This window comes from Microbacterium sp. Leaf203 (assembly GCF_001421275.1).
Classification (GTDB): Bacteria; Actinomycetota; Actinomycetes; order Actinomycetales; family Microbacteriaceae; genus Microbacterium; species Microbacterium testaceum_A.
In genome coordinates, this window is record NZ_LMKF01000031.1 from 412,304 (window position 1) to 429,018 (window position 16,715).

Sequence of the window (16,715 nt, forward strand, 5' to 3'; positions counted from 1 at the left end):
TCACCGCGATCATCAGGCGGTCGCCTTCGCGCGCGACCGCGCGCGCCACCCGAGAGGGCGTGCTCTTCGTGGTCTCGACGCGGATGTGGCAGCGCGTGCTCATCCGCACCGTCGGCATCGCCGTCCTCCCGTTGGCGGTCATGCTCCTATTGGCGGCCGCCTTCGTGCGCGACCCTGAGATCGGAATGGTCATCGCGGGGGCGGCGATGCTCGTCGGGGGCATCCTGTTCATCCTCCTCGCCCGGGGCATGAAGCGGATGCGTCTCGAGGTCACCCCCGACTCCGTGTGGTCGTTCGGTCTGGTGCGCGGACCGAACGCGGTGCCGCTGGCCGAGATCACCCGGTTGGAGCCAAACCCCGGCGACCGGTTCGGCGGCATCCTCGCGAAGACGGAGGGCACGACCCGATTCGGTGCGACCCGACTCATGCTGGGCTACCCCCAGCTGATCGACTTCTTGCAGCACACCCGCCCCGACCTGCCGATTCCCGACGGGTCGTGGCCCCTTCAGCAGAGAGCGGCGACCGCCCGCTGAGCCTGGCGGCGCGCCAGGGCGACGCGCAGCCGCTTCCCGGGGGAGCGGGCGGATAATGGACTGTGCCCACCTACCGCGACGAGGTCGTGGTCCTGCGTACCCACAAGCTCGGGGAGGCGGACCGCATCCTCACCCTGCTCAGCCGCCGCAACGGCAAGATCCGCGCGGTCGCAAAGGGCGTGCGCCGCACCTCGTCGAAGTTCGGTTCGCGCCTCGAGCCGTTCATGGTCGCCGACGTGCAGCTGTTCAAGGGGCGCAACCTCGATATCGTGCAGCAGGCCGAGTCGCTCGGGTCGTACGGGGCCGAGATCGTGGCGGACTACGACGTCTACACCACGGCCAGCGCCATGGTCGAGACCGCCGATCGCCTCAACGAGGCCGAGGCGACGCCCCAGCAATACCTGCTGCTGGTCGGTGGACTGCGATCCCTCGCCCGCGGTGAGCATTCCGAGCGCAGCGTGCTCGACTCGTACCTGCTGCGCGCGATGGCGCTGTCGGGGTGGGCGCCCGGTCTGACCGAGTGCGCACGCTGCGGCACCATCGGCGACCACGATTACTTCCTCCCGCAGCTCGGCGGGGTCGTCTGCTCGACCTGCGCCCCCGCGGGCTCGCCGCGCGTCGCACGCGACACGGTCGACATGCTCCGCGCCCTGATGGCCGGGGAGTGGGAGACGATCGACGCCGCCCCCGGTCGCACGATCGCGGCGGCCTCGGGCCTCGTGGCCGCGTACGCGCAGTTCCACCTGGAGCGCGGCATCCGCTCCCTCTCGCACCTGGAGTCGCATCGATGACACCCAAGCCGTTCACGCACCGCGACGCCGTGCCGTACCGCCCCCTCGACTGGACGGGCGAGTACCCGCCGGCCTTCCCGAAGGGCGCGGTTCCCGAGCACGTCGCGATCGTGATGGACGGCAACGGCCGGTGGGCCAACCGGCAAGGCCTGACCCGCGTGGAGGGCCATCGCGCGGGTGAGGGGGCCCTGCTCGACGTCGTGGCGGGTGCCATTCAGGCGGGCGTGAAGCACCTGTCGGTCTACGCCTTCTCGACCGAGAACTGGTCGCGCTCACCCGACGAGGTGCGCTTCCTCATGGGATTCAACCGCGAGGTGCTGCACCGCCGCCGCGATCAGCTCAACGAGTGGGGTGTGCGCATCCGCTGGTCGGGTCGCAAGCCGCGCCTGTGGGGCTCGGTCATCAAAGAGCTGCAGCACGCCGAACGTCTCACCGAGGGCAACTCCACCCTGACCCTGACGATGTGCGTCAACTACGGCGGTCGCGTCGAGATCGTGGATGCCGTGCGCCGCATCGGCGACGACATCGCGTCCGGCAAGCTCAAGCCCTCGGCCGTGACCGAGAAGCTCATCCGCAAGAACCTGTACCAGCCCGACATGCCCGACGTCGACCTGTTCGTGCGCTCGAGCGGCGAGCAGCGCACCTCGAACTTCCTGCTCTGGGAGTCGGCATACGCCGAGATGGTGTTCCTCGACACCCTGTGGCCCGACTTCCGTCGCACGCACCTGTGGGAGGCCATCGGGCACTACCAGTCGCGCGATCGCCGGTTCGGCGGGGCTGTGGACAAGCCGACGACGTGATCGATGCCGTTGACGGAATAGATCGGCGAATCGAAAGGTTGCACGCGATATGACGGATGCCATCAAGATCGACGTGTGGAGTGACATCGCTTGCCCCTGGTGCTACATCGGCAAGCGAAACCTCGAGAACGGCCTGGCCGCCACGGCCGCTGACGACGACGCCCCGGTCGTCGAGATCGAGTACCACTCGTTCGAGCTCTCGCCCGACACCCCCGAGGACTTCGACGGGGGAGAGGTCGATTACCTCTCGCAGCACAAGGGCATCTCGCCCGAGTCCGCTCGCGAGATGCTCGACCGCGTGACCGGCGTCGCCGCCGATGCCGGCCTTGCATACCGCTTCGACATCCTCAAGCACACCAACACTGTGAAGGCGCACGAACTGCTGCACTTCGCGAAGGAGAACGGCAAGCAGCTCGAGCTCGCCGAGGTGCTCATGTCGGCGTACTTCCTCGAGGGAAAGCACGTCGGTCGCGACGACGACCTCGTCGCCCTCGCGGTCGAGGTCGGTCTCGACGAGGCGGAGGCCCGCGAGGCCCTCGCCTCGCAGCGCTTCCGCGCGGCCGTCCGCGCCGACCAGGAGCAGGCCCGCCAGTTCGGCATCACCGGCGTGCCCTTCTTCGTCATCGACGGCAAGTACGGCGTCAGTGGCGCGCAGCCGGTCGAGGCCTTCAGCCAGATCGCCCGCCAGGTGTGGGGCGAGCGTCGCGAGGCCACGGAGACCGCCGACGCGTGAGGCTCCTCCACAGCGGTGCCCGTTTCCGATTCGCCGGGAGCGGGCACCGCTGTCGTTATCCGTCTGGGAGAATGGTGAAGTGAATACGGCAATGGCTCCGACGCGGTCCCTCCGCATCGGCAACATCGAACTCGACGCTCCCGTCGTGCTCGCCCCGATGGCCGGCATCACGAACACGGCGTTCCGCCGCCTGTGTCGCGAGTACGGTGCCGGGCTCTACGTGAGCGAGATGATCACGACCCGCGCGCTGGTCGAGCGCAACGAGACGACGATGCGACTCATCCAGCATCACGAGTCCGAGACCCCGCGTTCGATTCAGCTCTACGGCGTCGACCCGTCCACCGTCGAGGCCGCGGTGCAGATGATCGTCGCCGAAGACCACGCCGACCACATCGACCTCAACTTCGGCTGCCCCGTGCCCAAGGTCACGCGACGCGGCGGGGGAGCGGCCCTACCGTGGAAGACCTCGCTGTTCCGCGAGATCGTCGAACGCGCCGTCAAGGCCGCGGGCGACAAGCCGCTGACCATCAAGATGCGCAAGGGCATCGACGCCGACCACCTCACCTACCTCGAGGCCGGGCGCATCGCCGAGGGCGCGGGCGTCGCCTCGATCGCGCTGCACGCCCGCACGGCATCCGAGTTCTACTCGGGTCAGGCCGACTGGGCGGCGATCACCACGCTCAAAGAGACGGTCACGAGCGTTCCGGTGCTCGGCAACGGCGACATCTGGTCGGCCGATGACGCCGTGCGCATGATGGACGAGACCGGCTGCGACGGCGTCGTCGTCGGCCGCGGCTGCCTCGGCCGCCCGTGGCTGTTCGGCGACCTGGCGCGCGCGCTGGGGGGACCGGGTGCCGCCCACGGCGAGCCCGTCGACGCCACGCTCGGTTTCGTCGCGAAAGCCTTCCGTCGTCACGCCGAACTGCTCGTGGAGTTCTTCGAAGACGAGGGGCGCGGATGCCGTGACATTCGCAAGCACGTCGCCTGGTACTTCAAGGGCTACCCCGTCGGAGGCGAGCTGCGCGCGAGCCTCGCGACCGCGTCGACCCTCGACGAGATCGACGAGCTGCTGGCCACGATGGAACTCGACGCCCCGTACCCGGGTGCAGCGGCCGAGGGGCAGCGCGGTCGTGCGGGCACGCCGAAGCGCCCGGCCCTTCCCGACGGCTGGCTCGACTCCCGCGAGATCGGCCACGATGCCGGTCGCGCGCTCGCCGACGCGGAGTTGCACCACAGTGGCGGTTGAGGCGTCGCCGGCGGTCGCTCGACCGCTCGGCTACGACGACGTCGACGCGGCGCGCTTCCACGTCGAGAACCACCGCTCCCAGCGCGACGACTTCGCGCGCGATCGCGCCCGCGTGCTGCACTCCGCGGCGCTGCGCCGCCTCGCCGCGAAGACTCAGGTGCTCAGTCCCGCGAGCCCCGCCGACTTCGCCCGCAACCGCCTCACGCACTCGCTCGAGGTCGCGCAGGTGGGACGTGAGCTCGCGACGGCCCTGCAGCTGTCGCCCGACGTCGTCGACACCGCGTGCTTGAGCCACGACCTCGGACACCCGCCCTTCGGCCACAACGGCGAGCGTGCGCTCAACGAGTGGGCCGAAGACATCGGCGGATTCGAGGGCAACGCGCAGACCCTGCGCATCCTCACGCGCCTCGAACCGAAGTCGTTCGGCGCCGACGGCGAGCCGTACGGCCTCAACCTCACCCGCGCGAGCCTCGACGCCACGTGCAAGTACCCGTGGACGGTCGACGAGCCGGTGCCCGACCCGGGCGGCCGCTTGAAGTTCGGCGTCTACCCCGACGACGAGGCGGTGTTCCACTGGATGCGCGGCGGAGCCCCCGCCCGTCAGCGCTGCATTGAGGCCGAGGTCATGGACCTCTCGGACGACATCGCCTACTCGGTGCACGACTTCGAAGACGCGATGGTCAACCGTTACGTCGACCCGGCCCGCCTCGCCTCGCGCGTCGGTCGCGAGGGCCTGCTCGACGCGATCCAGCGCTGGGTGGGCTACGACTTCGTGCGCGACGACCTCGCCGCGGGCCTCGAGCGCCTCATGGCCATGCCCGAATGGATCACCACGTTCGACGGCACGCGCCCCGCGCTCGCGCGGCTGAAGAACCTCACGTCCGACTTGATCGGCCGCTTCGCACGCGCCGCCACCGCCGCCACGCGCGAGGCGTACCCCGCCGACGAGCTGACCCGCTACCGCGCCCACGTCATCGTGCCCGCCGAGGTCGAGGTCGAGATGGCGGTGCTCAAGGGCATCATCGGCGCCACCGTCGTGTCGATCGACGGCCGCAAGGTGCTGTACCGCGAGCAGCGCCACGTTCTCAAGCGCTTGGCATCCGCCCTCTGGGAGAACCCCGGCGCCCTCGACGCCCTGCACGCCCCCGACTTCGCCGCGGCCACCGACGACGCCGCGCGCCGCCGCGTCGTGGTCGACCAGGTCGCGAGCCTGACCGATCAGCTCGCGATCGCGTGGCACGGCCGGCTCGTGGGAGAAGTGGATGCCGCCGAGCTCGGCGTCTGGGCTCCCGGCGCCCGCGCCGCCCGGGGAGCGGATGCCTGATGCCCCGCATCCGCCAGTCCGACGTCGACGAGGTCAAGGCGCGGGTCAACATCGCCGATGTCGTCGGTGAGCGCGTCGCGCTGAAGTCGGCGGGCGTCGGGTCGATGAAGGGCCTGTGCCCCTTCCACGACGAGCGGAGCCCGAGCTTCCACGTGCGGCCGCAGGTCGGGTACTACCACTGCTTCGGCTGCGGCGAATCGGGCGACGTGTACTCGTTCCTCCGCGCGATGGACCACGTCTCGTTCACCGAGGCCGTCGAACGCATGGCCGCGCGCGTCGGATTCACGCTGCACTACGAAGACGGCGGGCCCGCGCCCGAAACGACCGGCCGCTCGCGCCTGTACGCCGCGAACGCGGCGGCGGCGGAGTACTTCCGCGCACAGCTCATGACGCCCGAGGCCGACACCGGCCGCCGCTTCCTCGGCGATCGCGGGTTCGACGCGGGCGCGGCCGCTCACTTCGGCGTTGGCTACGCCCCGAAGGGCTGGTCGCACCTCATGGACCACCTGCTCGCGCAGAAGTTCACCCGCGACGAACTGCTGCAGGCGGGGCTGGTCTCGCAGGGGCAGCGCGGCGTCTACGACCGCTTCCGCGGGCGGCTCGTCTGGCCCATCCGCGACGTCACCGGGCAGGTCATCGGCTTCGGCGCGCGCAAGCTCTATGACGACGACCAGGGCCCCAAGTACCTCAACACCCCCGAGACGCCGATCTACAAGAAGGCGCAGGTACTGTACGGCCTCGATCTCGCCAAGCGCGACATCTCGCGGTCGCACCGGGTCGTCGTGGTCGAGGGCTACACCGACGTCATGGCCTGCCATCTCGCGGGTATCACCACCGCGATCGCGTCGTGCGGTACCGCCTTCGGCAGCGACCACATCACGGTGCTGCGGCGAGTGATGGGCGATGACAGCTCGTCGGGCGAGGTCGTCTTCACCTTCGATCCGGATGCCGCGGGGCAGAAAGCGGCGCTGCGCGCCTTCGCCGATGAGAAGCGCTTCGCGGCGCAGACGTACGTCGCCGTCGCCCCCGAGGGCCTCGATCCGTGCGACCTGCGCCTGCAGCGCGGCGACGGAGCCGTGCGCGCGTTGATGGAGAACAAGGCGCCCATGTTCGAGTTCGTCATCGATCAGCGCCTCAAGGACTTCGACCTCTCCAGCGTCGAGGGTCGGGCCGGCGCCCTGCGCGCGGCGGCGCCCATCGTGGCCGACATCCGCGACCCCGCGCTCCGCCCGGGATACGTCCGCGTGCTCGCACGCCGCCTCGGTCTCGACATGCCCGAGGTGCAGTCGGCCGTCGAGCGCGCGGCCCGCGGCGCCGACCGCGCCGAGAAGCGCGAGACGCGGAGAGACAGCGAGCCCGCACCGATCGCGATCTCGGTCACGATGGCATCGCTCCCGAACAATCGCGATGTCGCCCTCGAACGCGGCGCGATGATGGCCTTCCTCCAGTACGGCCACCGCATCGAGCCGGACGTGTTCCTGCGGGCGCTGCAGACGCCATTCAGCCATCCCGCGCTCGAGGCCGTTCGCAGTGCCCTGGCATCCACCGACCTGTCCCAACCCGGCTGGGCCGTCGCCGCGGTCGAGGCCGTCCGCGAGCCCTTCCGGTCGCTCGCGGCGGAGTTGCTGACCGCCGAGTTCCCGGCGCGCACCGAAGAGGGAGCTGTCGCCTCGGCGAACGACCTCGCGCGGGGCCTGCTCGTGCGCGAGCTCGAGCGCGAGAAGAACGAATTGCTCCGCGGCATCCAGCGGGTTCCCGCCGATTCCGTCGAGGGCAAGAGACTGCGCTTCCGCCTGCGCGAGCTGGACGCCGATCGTCAGCGACTCGTCGCGACCTGACGGCTTGCTGCCGCGCGCCGCTGGCATCGCTCGTGCTCGTCGGGGAGGATGAGGGAATGCCCCGGACCCTCGACACCGACGTCGCCCTTCGCGCCGACGACCTGTCTCTGGCGCGCAGCGGCGTGCGCGTGATCGACGGGATCACCTTCACCCTGCCCGCCGCGCGCACGATGATCGTGCAGGGAGCGACGGGATCGGGCAAGACCTCGCTCGTCTCGCTCCTCGCGGGCCACCCCGACGACGGACTGACGGTGGTCGGGGGAGACGCGCGCGTGCACGGCATCTCGGCCCGCAGACCCGGCCGCGCCCGCCGCGAGTGGGTCTTCCACACCGGCTACCTGCCGCAGGGAGCCGGAGCCGCGCTTCCCTCGCGCTTGACCGTGCAGGACGTGATCGCCGAGCCCATCACGAGCCGCGACCGCAAGGTCAACTCGCGGGCTCTCGCGGTGCGCGTGGCCACGCTGCTGGACGAGATGGAACTGCCGCTCGGCACCGCGCCGAAGTACCCCTACGAGCTCAGCGCCGGCATGCGTCAGCGCGTCGCTCTCGCTCGCGCCCTCGTGCTCGAGCCGCGTCTGTTCGTCGCCGACGACCTGTACGCCAACCTCGACCTCGAGGTGCGCGCCGCGGCTCGCGCGTCGATCACGCGGCGTCGCGACGATCGCGGCATGGCATCGCTCATCGTGACGAACGACGCAGAAGCGCCGAAAGACCTGGATGCCGATGTCCTCGTGCTGCACGCCGGTCACGCCGTCGGACTCGGTCATGGCGACCAGGCCGTGCAGTGGACACCCGACGGCACGCCCGAGAGGCGGATTTCGGCCGGTTGATTTTTCCGCCGCCCCCGCGTGCTGTTAGTATCGTGGGGTTGCCCGCCGCAAGGTGAGCATGATCCTCGGTAGCTCAATTGGCAGAGCAATCGGCTGTTAACCGATAGGTTCTTGGTTCGAGTCCAAGCCGGGGAGCCAACGCAAGGCCCGACGCATCAGCGTCGGGCCTTCGCCGTTGCACGAGGCCTTTCGAAACGGCAATGAGCTCTGGAGTGCCCGGAGGTCACCGCCGAGCGCGGCTCGCCACGAGAGTCGCATCACGGCGTGAGCGGAAGGTGCGCTCTCGACCGGACCCGCGGATCCGCTAGTTCGCCGGGACGTCTGCGATCTGCCCTGCGCCCGGCCCCTTGCCGTTGTTCGCGCCGTTCCCCTTGCCGTTGCCGTTCCCCCTGCCGTTCCCGTTGCCCGGCGAGCCCGCACCCGGCGCCGTGCCGGTGCTCGCTCCGGGGGAGGGGGAGGTGCTCGGCGTCGGGACCGCGCTGTCGCCGCCCGGTTCAGGGGTGTCGGGCGCCGGCTCGACGACGGCGGAGCCACCGGAGCCGGGCGAGCCCTGACCGGGCTGCGAGACCCCGCCACCCGGCGCCTCGATGACGGGCGGGGCGGGGGAGGGCTGCGTGGGCTGCGAGGTACCGGGGTCTTTCGCCGGCGGCGGGGTCTCGGCATCCGTGTTCGACACCGGCTCGACGGACGAGGGGACGTCCTCGGCCACGACGGGGCCCGGCGTCGACGAGGGAGCCGGGGTCGAGACGCGGTCCGTGGTCATGTCGGACCCGGCGCCGAGCGAGAAGGCCATGACGTGCCCGCCGATGACGAAGGCAGCGCCGGCGGCGGCTCCGGCCCACAGCACGCGGCGTCGCCGCGAACGCGGGTCGCGCGCCGATGTCGAGGGGACACTGCCGGCTCCCACCGACGCGGCGGCCGACACCGGTGCGGTCGTCTCAGCACGGGAGCGCGGGAGAGTCCTCGACACCGCAGCCGCGCCCACCGGCGCCACGGGCTCGGCGCGCGCGGCAGGCGGAGTGACGGGGGCGGTCATCAACGCGGTCGGCATCGCCCATGAGGCCGCCGGCGCAGCCGCCGGGGTCGCACCCGTCTCGAGGGCCAGGGCCTCGGCGCGCTCGACGACGTTCGCCGCTGTGGGCCGTTCGTCGGGATCGAAAGCGGTCATGGACGTCAGCAGGGACTGCCACTCGAAGCCGTACGATCCCGGGATCTCGGGCTGACGAGCGAGGCGAGCCAACAGCGTCTCCTGTAGCGTTCCTCCGCCGAAGGGGTGCAGGCGCGTGAGCGCCTCGATGGCGAGGAGCCCGAGTGCGTAGACGTCCGACGCGGCACGGGGCGCCTCCCCGCGCACCTGCTCCGGGGCGAGATAGGCGGCCGTCCCGATGACGGTTCCGGGCGTGGTCAGGCGTGTCGCCCCGATCAGACGGGCGACGCCGAAGTCCGCGAGCACGGCCTCGTGCGAACGCACCCCGCCTCGCACGGGCCGCAGGAGCACGTTGGACGGCTTCACGTCCCGGTGCACGATCCCCGCGTCGTGGACCACGGTGAGCGCCCCCGCCAGGTCGGCGACGATCCCCGCGACCTCGGCGGGTGCGAGAGGGCCCTGCTCGATGCGCCGCTGCAGCGACGGGCCGTCGACGAGCTCCATCACGAGGTACACCTGGTCGTCGCCAGTGAGTCGAGCGTCGTACAGGGTGACGAGCGAGGGGTGCGCGAGGGCCGCGAGGGCGCGCGCCTCCGACATCCGGCGGAAGGGTTCGGGTTCGTCTGCGGCGTCGGCGTAGAAGATCTTGATGGCCACGTCGCGCGCGAGCACCTCGTCACGCGCGCGGAAGACGCGCCCCATCCCGCCGGCGCCGATCCGCTCGCGCAGGATGTAACGGCCGCCGAGGATGTCGCCCGCGTGGGGCATCGCGTGGTCGGACGAGAGGCTCATCGATTCCTTCGAGCAGGACCGCCTGACGGCGAGAGGGAGGGATGCCGGGACGCATGCGTCGAGTCGGACACTATGCCCGCGCGGCCCCTCGCAACCGGGGGTGGCGGGGTTCCACTCCGACGCGCATAATGGTGGCTCGGTTCGGGGGCAGGCTCTGCGTTCCCCGTCCCGTGCGAGTGCGCGAGGGGGCTGTGCCTCGGCACCGTGGGAGCGGTTCCACTAGGCTCTTTCCGGCCGCCGACGCCGGCCCGAGAGGATCCGACGTGCCCGCCCCCGCCTCTCGTGTGCGTCGCGACCTGCAGGGGCTCCGCGCCATCGCCGTCGTCGCTGTCGTCGCCACGCACCTGACGGCGTGGCCCCGTGGTGGTTTCGTGGGCGTCGACGTGTTCTTCGTCCTCTCGGGGTTCCTCGTCACGGGAATCCTCCTCTCCGACCTGGACCGCGAGGGCACGGTTCGACTCGGAGCCTTCTTCGCGCGACGGGTGAAGCGGCTGCTCCCCGCCGCGCTGGTCGTCCTCACGGCCGTTGTCGGCGCCGCCTTCTTGGTCTTCTCGCCCGTGCGGGCCGAAAGCACCCTGACCGATGCCCTGTCTGCGGCGGGCCTCGTCTCCAACTGGCACTTCGGCCTCGGGGGCCGCGACTACTTCGCCTCAACGGATGTCTCGCCCCTCCAGCATTTCTGGTCGCTGTCGGTCGAAGAGCAGTTCTCTGTGGCCTGGCCCTTGCTCGTCCTCCTCGCCGTCGCCGCTCTTCCGGCCGCCGCGCGCCGCGCACGAGGGGGACGCGTGGCGGTGGGACTCCTCGCCGGGGTGGTGGTCGTGGCATCCGGGATCGTCGCCGTCGTCCAGACGCCGGCCGATCCGAGCCTGGCGTACTTCTCCACGCTGACCCGGGCGGGTGAACTCGCCACGGGTGCCGTGATCGCTTCGGCCGCTCCCGTGCTTGCGCGCATCCCGGCGGCGGCCCGCGGCCTGCTCGCCTGGGCCGGGGTGGCCGTGATCCTCGCGGCGTTCTTCGTGATCGACCCGGCGGACCCCTTCCCTGCGCCCGCCGCCGCGCTCCCGGTGATCGGTGCGGCGCTCGTGATCGGCGGGGGGATCGGCGGCGATCCCCGTCACCGGCACCTCTTCGTGCTCACGAACCCCCTCGCCGTCACCCTCGGCGACCTCTCGTACTCGCTCTACCTCTGGCATCTGCCGGTGATCGTCTTCGCGGGCGTCCTGCTCGCGCCCGGGCCCGCCGCGACGGCGATCACGATCCTGGCCATGCTCGTCCTGACGGTCGCGACGTACCTCGGCGTCGAGCAGCCGTTCCACCGTTCGCCGTGGGCCGCGCCGCGCGTCGCGGAGCCGACGTCTCCGGCCCCGGCGGCCCCCGAAGCGATCCCGGCGTCGCGCCGCCCGAGCGCGCTCGCCTCGCGACCCGCCGGGTACGTTCCCGGTCAGCGGTACTACCCCGGATCCCGCGCCGCCGCGGCCCCGGTCGAACCCGCCCCCGCAACGGTCGTCGCCCCCGCGCCGCTCCCGACGCCGGAAGAAGAGCGGATGCCGGCACCCGCGGCATCCCTCCCCACTGACGCCGCACCCGCGTGGGCCGCCTGGCGCGCGCGCTTCGCCCCGCGCGTGGCGATGGCCGGCGCCACCCTCGCAATCGGCTCCGGCGCCACCGCCCTCGCCGTGATGTTGGCGTACGGAGCCCCGACACTCCCGGGACTGCCGGTGGCAGCCCCCGCCACGGTCGACGTCGCCGCCCAGGCCGGAGACGCCCTCAGCGCGCTGCAGGCGGAACTCGCCGCCGCGACCACCGCCACCTCGTGGCCCGACCTGCACCCCTCGCTCGACGAGGTGCAGCGCGCTTCATCATCGGCGAACCGCGCGCACGACTGCTTCACCCCGGGGGTCGCTCTCGACGCCGGCCGGTGCACGTGGGGCTCCGCCGACGCCCCGCGACACCTCTACCTCGTGGGCGACTCGAGCGCGATGGCGTACGCGCCCGCGTTCGCGAAGCTCGCCGACGACAGCGGGGGAGCGTGGCGCGTCACGACGGTCGGAATGTACGGATGCCGTTTCACCGATGTGCTCGTCGAGAGCCGCGATCCGTCGGTCATGGCCGGCTGCGCCCAGCGCAAGGCCGACGTCGCGGCGATGATCGCCGCCTCGCCCGCCGACCTGCTCGTGGTGTCCAACGCGTTCACGCTGGGGCGTGCGGTCGATGGACGCGATCTGAGTGTCGGTGATCTGGCATCCGCCATCGCCTCCGAGGTCACGGGATGGGCGCCCGCGGGCCACACCGTCTACCTCGCGCCTCCGCCCCACGGCGTCGACCTCGGCCGCTGCGTCTCTCCGCTCACCGGCCCGTCGGCGTGCCTTGCCGGCGTGGACGATGTGTGGACGCAGATGGAGGCCGCGACCGAGGCCCATGCCGCGACCACGGGTGACGCGGCGATCAGCTCGCTTGCCTTCAGCTGCTGGCAGGGCATCTGCCCCGCGTTCGCGGGCGACACCCCCGTGCGGTACGACGACACCCACCTGACCCCGGCGTTCGCGGAACGATTGACGCCGATTCTGCGGGGCGAGCTCGCGGCGCGCGGACTGTACTGACGGGAGCGGCCCCGGTCCCGCGCGTAACTGCGAGGCTGGGGGAGTGATCTCGCCTCCCGACGCCCCGACCGCCGACCTCGACGCATTGCGGTCACGCCTGCTTCCGGAGCGCGGGGGCCAGGTCGACGACAGCATCCCGCAGCTGGCCGACGCCGACCCCGACTTCTGCGCCCTGGCCCTCGTCCTGCCCGACGGCTCGGTGCGATCGAGTCGACAGGCGGACGTGTCGTTCAGCGTGCAGTCCGCGGTCAAGCCGTTCCTGTTCGCGCTGGCGCTGCTCGACACCGACGGCGCGGCGCTGGATCGCGTGGGCATCGAACCCACCGGCGAGTCGTTCGACGCCCTCAAACTCGAAAGCGGCACCGGCCGGCCGCCGAACCCCATGGTCAACGCCGGGGCGCTGCTCACGGCCTCGCTGGTCGAGGGTGCCGATGCCGAGGCGCGCATGGTCCGCATCGCGCGCGGGCTCGCCGCCTTCGCCGGACGCGAGCTCGACGTCGATGAGGACGTGGCGCACAACGAACATCTCCTCGGCGATCGCAACCACGCCCTCGCCCACCTCATGCGCGCGGAGGGCACCCTCGAACCGACGGCCGACGACGCCGTCGCGGTGTACGCCCGCGCCTGCGCGACCCTGGTGGATGCCGAGACCCTTGCCGTCATGGGCGCCACTCTCGCGCTCGGCGGAGTCAATCCCCGAACGGGGGAGCGCGCCGTGCCTGAGCGCGTCGCGCGCGACGTCATCTCGGTCATGGCGACCTGCGGCGTCTACGACGGATCAGGACGGTGGATGCGAGCGGTCGGCATCCCCGCCAAGTCGAGCGTCTCGGGTGCGATCGTGCTCTCGGTTCCGGGGCGTCTCGGCGGCGCCGTCGTGAGCCCGCCGCTCGACGAGCAGGGCACGAGTGTGCGGGGGCGTCTCGCGAGCGAAGCCCTCAGCGACGACCTCGCGCTGCACTCCTTCGGGGCGGGCTGACGACACCCGCCGAGGGATGTGTCGAGCGCGACCCCCACACGCCTAGGCTGACGCTATGGGGGCACGGGGGATCTATGTCGCGACGACCATCCGCGCGACGCTCGACCAGGTGTGGACGGCGACGCAGGACCCCTCGCAGCACGTGCGGTGGGACATGCGCTTCTCGCGCATCACACCCACCACGAGCGACGCGGACGGCGCCGCGCGCTTCGTTTACGAGAGACGCACACCCGTCCACACCGTCCGCGGCGACGGCATCAGCATCGGCGAGAGCTCCCGCCCCGACGGCAGCCGTACCTCCGCTCTGCGTTTCAGCACGGCCGACTGCCTGTCGCCCTTGCGCGACGGTCGCGGCTACTGGCGGTACGAGCCGGTGGACGGCGGCATCCGGTTCTCCACGGGCTATGACTACGCGGCGGGGTGGGGCCCGCTCGACGTGATCGTCCGGCCCCTCGTGGGCTGGGCCACCGCGTGGAGCTTCGACCGCCTGCGCCTCTGGCTCGAAACGGGTGTCGAACCGGAGCACTGGTCGCTCGTGCATGCCGTCGCCTTCTGGCGGAGAGATCGCCCCCGCGCATCGCGCTGCGAGAGGATCCCCCCGCACCGACGGCGTGCGCTCGACGACGCACCCGCCACGCTCGCCGCACTGCCTGCGCCGGGAGGCCAACGATGACCTCGATCTTCGCGCGGGCCATGGGTTCGGACTTCGACCGCCTTCACCCGATGATGCAGCGGCGCTTCGGCGTCGGCCTCGATGAGGGTCAGGCGTGCGTCGGCCACGGTGTCATGAGCGAGATCCGGCGCGGACCCTGGTGGACGGTCCCGTTCCTCCAGTTCGGAAAACTGCGGAACATCCTCGTCCCGGCGGTCGGCGAGAACGTGCCCTTCACCATCTGGAACAGCCCGTACCTCGACCCCTTCGGTCGTGAGACCGTGACCTTCGTCCGCGAGTACGAGGTGGGCGGGCGCTCCGCGCGGTTCGACGCGACGATGATCCTGCACGACGGACGGGTCATCGACTACCTCGGCACGCATCAGCATCTCGCCGTCGACCTCGACCTGAAAGTGGACGACGACGGCGGACTGCTCCTGCGATCGGGGGAGCAGCGCTTCTACGCGGGGCCGGTCGGCTTCCGGTTCCCGATGCTCTTCAGCGGCCGCGCCACCCTCCGCGAACGTTTCGACGACACCGACGGCCGGTTCCACGTCGACATGCAGGTCGACAACGATCGCTTCGGTTTTCTCTTCGGCTACCGCGGCAGTTTCACCTGCGAATGGATGCCGGCCTCCGGCGCCCCGCCCCACGTTTTCCCGCGGCGCCACGAATCCCGCGTCTGACATCGCCCGCACGCGGGTGTGAGAACATCGGCGCAGTGTCGCCGGATCGACATCTCCGAAGGAGTCCCCTCATGCAGCCAGTCGTGCGTCGTCGCGCGTCGCGCACCGTCACCGTCGGCGTCGTCGCCGCCCTCGCCGCCACCCTCACCGGGTGCGGGCAGGGGACGAACGTCTCGGACGACTACGCCCAGATCTGCCGGGACAATGCCACCGAGAAGCGACTTCCCGACGACGATTGCAACAACCACGGCGGCAGTGCGCACTGGTACTACCTGCCGCTCGGCTCCAGCAGCCGGACGGTTCCCGCGGTGGGGCAGCCGGCCACCGGTGGTTCCGACAGCCTTCCTTCGGGCAAGACCGCTGCCCGCGGCATCTCGAGCGACGGAGACAGCGTCTCGCGCGGCGGCTTCGGCGGCTCGGGCTCCGACGGAAGCCACGGCAGCTGATGCGGCGCATCGAGCTCGACCCGCGTCCCGACTGGGAGCGCACCATCAAGCAGTCCGGCCTGATCTATTCGCACTCCGTCCGCGACGACGGGACGGCGGTGGAGTACTGGAACGACGGCGCCGCCTACGTGTTCGCCCTCCCCGAGGTCGAAGAGCTCGAGAAGCAGACCGAGGAACTGCACCGCATGAGCCTCGAGGCGGCCCGGTACATGGCATCCGGCGCACTCGGTCATCTCGGGCTCAGCCCGAAGGCGTTCGAACTCGCGCAGTGGTCGCTCGAGCAGGACGAACCCGACGTCTACGCCCGCTTCGACCTCGCCTATGCCGGCGACGGCTCACCCGCCAAGATGCTCGAGTACAACGGCGACACCCCCACCGGTCTCATCGAGGCGTCGGTCACGCAGTGGTTCTGGTTGCAGGACCGCATCAAGAGCGGGGCGCTGCCTGCCGACACCGACCAGTGGAATGGACTGCACGAGGCCCTGGTGGAGCGCTGGCGAACCCTGCTGCACCGCTCGTTGAACGAGGGGGAGGGCGGCCGACTGTTCGTCGCCCACTCGGATGCCGACACCTACGGCGAAGACTGGGACACCGTCGCCTACATGCGGGACGTCGCCGGCGAAGCCGGGTGGGAACACACCGGCATCGAGATGAAAGAGATCGGCTGGCACCATGGTGCGCGGCAGTTCGTCGGCGTCCCGGAGCCCTGGGGCTCGTCGCGGAGCATCGCGGCGCTGCCCGGCGACACCCCGGGCACGCAGTATCCCGTGATCCGCAATCTCTTCAAGCTCTACCCGTGGGAAGACCTCGTCTCGGGGGAGGACCGCGTCGTCGGCGACCAGGAGTTCGGGGCCCTGCTCATCGCCGGTCGCGGACTCTTCGGCCGGTGGTACGAGCCGGCGTGGAAGATGTTCCTCTCGAACAAACTCCTCCTCGTCGCCCTCTGGCGATTGTTCCCCGGCCACCCGAACCTGCTGCCGGCCTATGCCGACGGCCCCAACGGCATGACCGACTTCGTCGTCAAACCCGTCTTCGGTCGAGAGGGTGACGGCATACAGGTGCATCGCCGTGACGGCAGCGTGACCTCGAACGGGCAGGAGTACCGCCGCGAGGGCGCGGGTCGCGAGCGCGTCTGGCAGCAGTACCACGAACTGCCCGACTTCCCGGGGGCGCAGGGGAGCAATCACCCCGTGCTCGGGTCGTGGGTGATCAACCAGGAAGCGTTCGGCGTCGGCATCCGCGAATCCGACGGACCGATCACCGACTACTTCTGCCGGTTCGCTCCGAACATCATCGAGAGCTGACGACGCCGCCCCGCGGC

At 70.9% G+C, this 16,715-nt stretch carries 15 protein-coding genes and 1 tRNA gene; 15 read left to right on the forward strand and 1 reads right to left on the reverse strand.

The genetic code is table 11. The features are described from left to right. The 9 genes from ASE56_RS14725 to ASE56_RS14765 form a co-directional block, all read left to right on the forward strand. On the forward strand, window positions 1–533 hold a 533-nt coding region (locus tag ASE56_RS14725; protein WP_235557009.1), incomplete at its 5' end, for a hypothetical protein. Between the two features lie 62 nt (window positions 534–595). After that, window positions 596–1,324 carry a DNA repair protein RecO gene (gene recO, locus ASE56_RS14730; RefSeq protein ID WP_056231295.1) on the forward strand — a complete coding sequence of 243 codons (729 nt, stop codon included), beginning with the start codon at window positions 596–598 and terminating at the stop codon, window positions 1,322–1,324. Next, a complete protein-coding gene (locus ASE56_RS14735) occupies window positions 1,321–2,124 on the forward strand; it encodes an isoprenyl transferase (protein ID WP_056231299.1) in 804 nt (267 codons plus the stop codon). Before recO ends, ASE56_RS14735 begins: the two co-directional genes overlap by 4 nt. Window positions 2,125–2,173: 49 nt before the next feature. Continuing rightward, window positions 2,174–2,857 (forward strand): DsbA family protein, encoded by a 684-nt coding sequence (locus ASE56_RS14740; protein WP_056231304.1) that lies wholly within the window; start codon window positions 2,174–2,176, stop codon window positions 2,855–2,857. A gap of 91 nt (window positions 2,858–2,948) precedes the next feature. Next, window positions 2,949–4,103: a tRNA dihydrouridine synthase DusB gene (dusB, locus tag ASE56_RS14745; protein ID WP_056231307.1), complete on the forward strand. Its 1,155-nt coding sequence runs from the start codon at window positions 2,949–2,951 to the stop codon at window positions 4,101–4,103. Next, window positions 4,093–5,427 carry a deoxyguanosinetriphosphate triphosphohydrolase gene (locus ASE56_RS14750; RefSeq protein ID WP_056231310.1) on the forward strand — a complete coding sequence of 445 codons (1,335 nt, stop codon included), beginning with the start codon at window positions 4,093–4,095 and terminating at the stop codon, window positions 5,425–5,427. The genes dusB and ASE56_RS14750 overlap by 11 nt, the downstream gene beginning before the upstream one ends. Beyond that, complete coding sequence (gene dnaG / locus ASE56_RS14755) at window positions 5,427–7,265, forward strand: DNA primase (RefSeq protein ID WP_056231315.1); 1,839 nt, start codon at window positions 5,427–5,429, stop codon at window positions 7,263–7,265. The genes ASE56_RS14750 and dnaG overlap by 1 nt, the downstream gene beginning before the upstream one ends. Window positions 7,266–7,321: 56 nt before the next feature. Then, window positions 7,322–8,095, forward strand: a complete 774-nt coding sequence (locus ASE56_RS14760) for an ATP-binding cassette domain-containing protein (RefSeq protein WP_056231319.1) — start codon at window positions 7,322–7,324, stop codon at window positions 8,093–8,095. 62 nt (window positions 8,096–8,157) lie between these two features. Beyond that, window positions 8,158–8,233, forward strand: a tRNA-Asn gene (locus ASE56_RS14765). 166 nt (window positions 8,234–8,399) lie between these two features. Here the strand turns inward: ASE56_RS14765 and ASE56_RS14770 are convergent. After that, the gene (locus ASE56_RS14770; RefSeq protein WP_056231325.1) at window positions 8,400–10,034 is read right to left on the reverse strand and encodes a serine/threonine-protein kinase; all 1,635 of its coding nucleotides are present in this window, start codon (window positions 10,032–10,034) and stop codon (window positions 8,400–8,402) included. A gap of 263 nt (window positions 10,035–10,297) precedes the next feature. Here ASE56_RS14770 and ASE56_RS14775 point away from each other — a divergent pair, with 263 nt between their 5' ends. The 6 genes from ASE56_RS14775 to ASE56_RS14800 all read left to right on the forward strand — a co-directional run bounded on the left by ASE56_RS14775 (window position 10,298) and on the right by ASE56_RS14800 (window position 16,698). Next, window positions 10,298–12,634 carry an acyltransferase family protein gene (locus ASE56_RS14775; protein ID WP_235557010.1) on the forward strand — a complete coding sequence of 779 codons (2,337 nt, stop codon included), beginning with the start codon at window positions 10,298–10,300 and terminating at the stop codon, window positions 12,632–12,634. A 43-nt stretch (window positions 12,635–12,677) separates the two neighbouring features. After that, window positions 12,678–13,610: a glutaminase A gene (glsA, locus tag ASE56_RS14780; RefSeq protein WP_235557011.1), complete on the forward strand. Its 933-nt coding sequence runs from the start codon at window positions 12,678–12,680 to the stop codon at window positions 13,608–13,610. A gap of 55 nt (window positions 13,611–13,665) precedes the next feature. Beyond that, complete coding sequence (locus tag ASE56_RS14785) at window positions 13,666–14,283, forward strand: SRPBCC family protein (protein WP_082450724.1); 618 nt, start codon at window positions 13,666–13,668, stop codon at window positions 14,281–14,283. Then, window positions 14,280–14,948, forward strand: coding sequence for a DUF4166 domain-containing protein (locus ASE56_RS14790; RefSeq protein WP_056231328.1), 669 nt, complete (start codon window positions 14,280–14,282; stop codon window positions 14,946–14,948). Before ASE56_RS14785 ends, ASE56_RS14790 begins: the two co-directional genes overlap by 4 nt. Before the next feature lie 71 nt (window positions 14,949–15,019). Next, a complete protein-coding gene (locus ASE56_RS14795) occupies window positions 15,020–15,394 on the forward strand; it encodes a hypothetical protein (RefSeq protein ID WP_056231331.1) in 375 nt (124 codons plus the stop codon). Continuing rightward, window positions 15,394–16,698, forward strand: a complete 1,305-nt coding sequence (locus ASE56_RS14800; protein ID WP_056231334.1) for a glutathionylspermidine synthase family protein — start codon at window positions 15,394–15,396, stop codon at window positions 16,696–16,698. Before ASE56_RS14795 ends, ASE56_RS14800 begins: the two co-directional genes overlap by 1 nt. Window positions 16,699–16,715: the final 17 nt, after the last annotated feature.

Bases quoted from the DNA above. Each gene is read 5' to 3' on its own strand.
- dusB (WP_056231307.1), top strand. From the start codon at position 2,949: ATGGCTCCGACGCGGTCCCTCCGCATCGGCAACATCGAACTCGACGCT.
- ASE56_RS14740 (WP_056231304.1), top strand. From the start codon at position 2,174: ATGACGGATGCCATCAAGATCGACGTGTGGAGTGACATCGCTTGCCCC.
- ASE56_RS14800 (WP_056231334.1), top strand. From the start codon at position 15,394: ATGCGGCGCATCGAGCTCGACCCGCGTCCCGACTGGGAGCGCACCATC.
- ASE56_RS14760 (WP_056231319.1), top strand. From the start codon at position 7,322: ATGCCCCGGACCCTCGACACCGACGTCGCCCTTCGCGCCGACGACCTG.
- ASE56_RS14735 (WP_056231299.1), top strand. From the start codon at position 1,321: ATGACACCCAAGCCGTTCACGCACCGCGACGCCGTGCCGTACCGCCCC.
- ASE56_RS14785 (WP_082450724.1), top strand. From the start codon at position 13,666: ATGGGGGCACGGGGGATCTATGTCGCGACGACCATCCGCGCGACGCTC.
- ASE56_RS14795 (WP_056231331.1), top strand. From the start codon at position 15,020: ATGCAGCCAGTCGTGCGTCGTCGCGCGTCGCGCACCGTCACCGTCGGC.
- ASE56_RS14790 (WP_056231328.1), top strand. From the start codon at position 14,280: ATGACCTCGATCTTCGCGCGGGCCATGGGTTCGGACTTCGACCGCCTT.
- ASE56_RS14770 (WP_056231325.1), bottom strand. From the start codon at position 10,034: ATGAGCCTCTCGTCCGACCACGCGATGCCCCACGCGGGCGACATCCTC.
- dnaG (WP_056231315.1), top strand. From the start codon at position 5,427: ATGCCCCGCATCCGCCAGTCCGACGTCGACGAGGTCAAGGCGCGGGTC.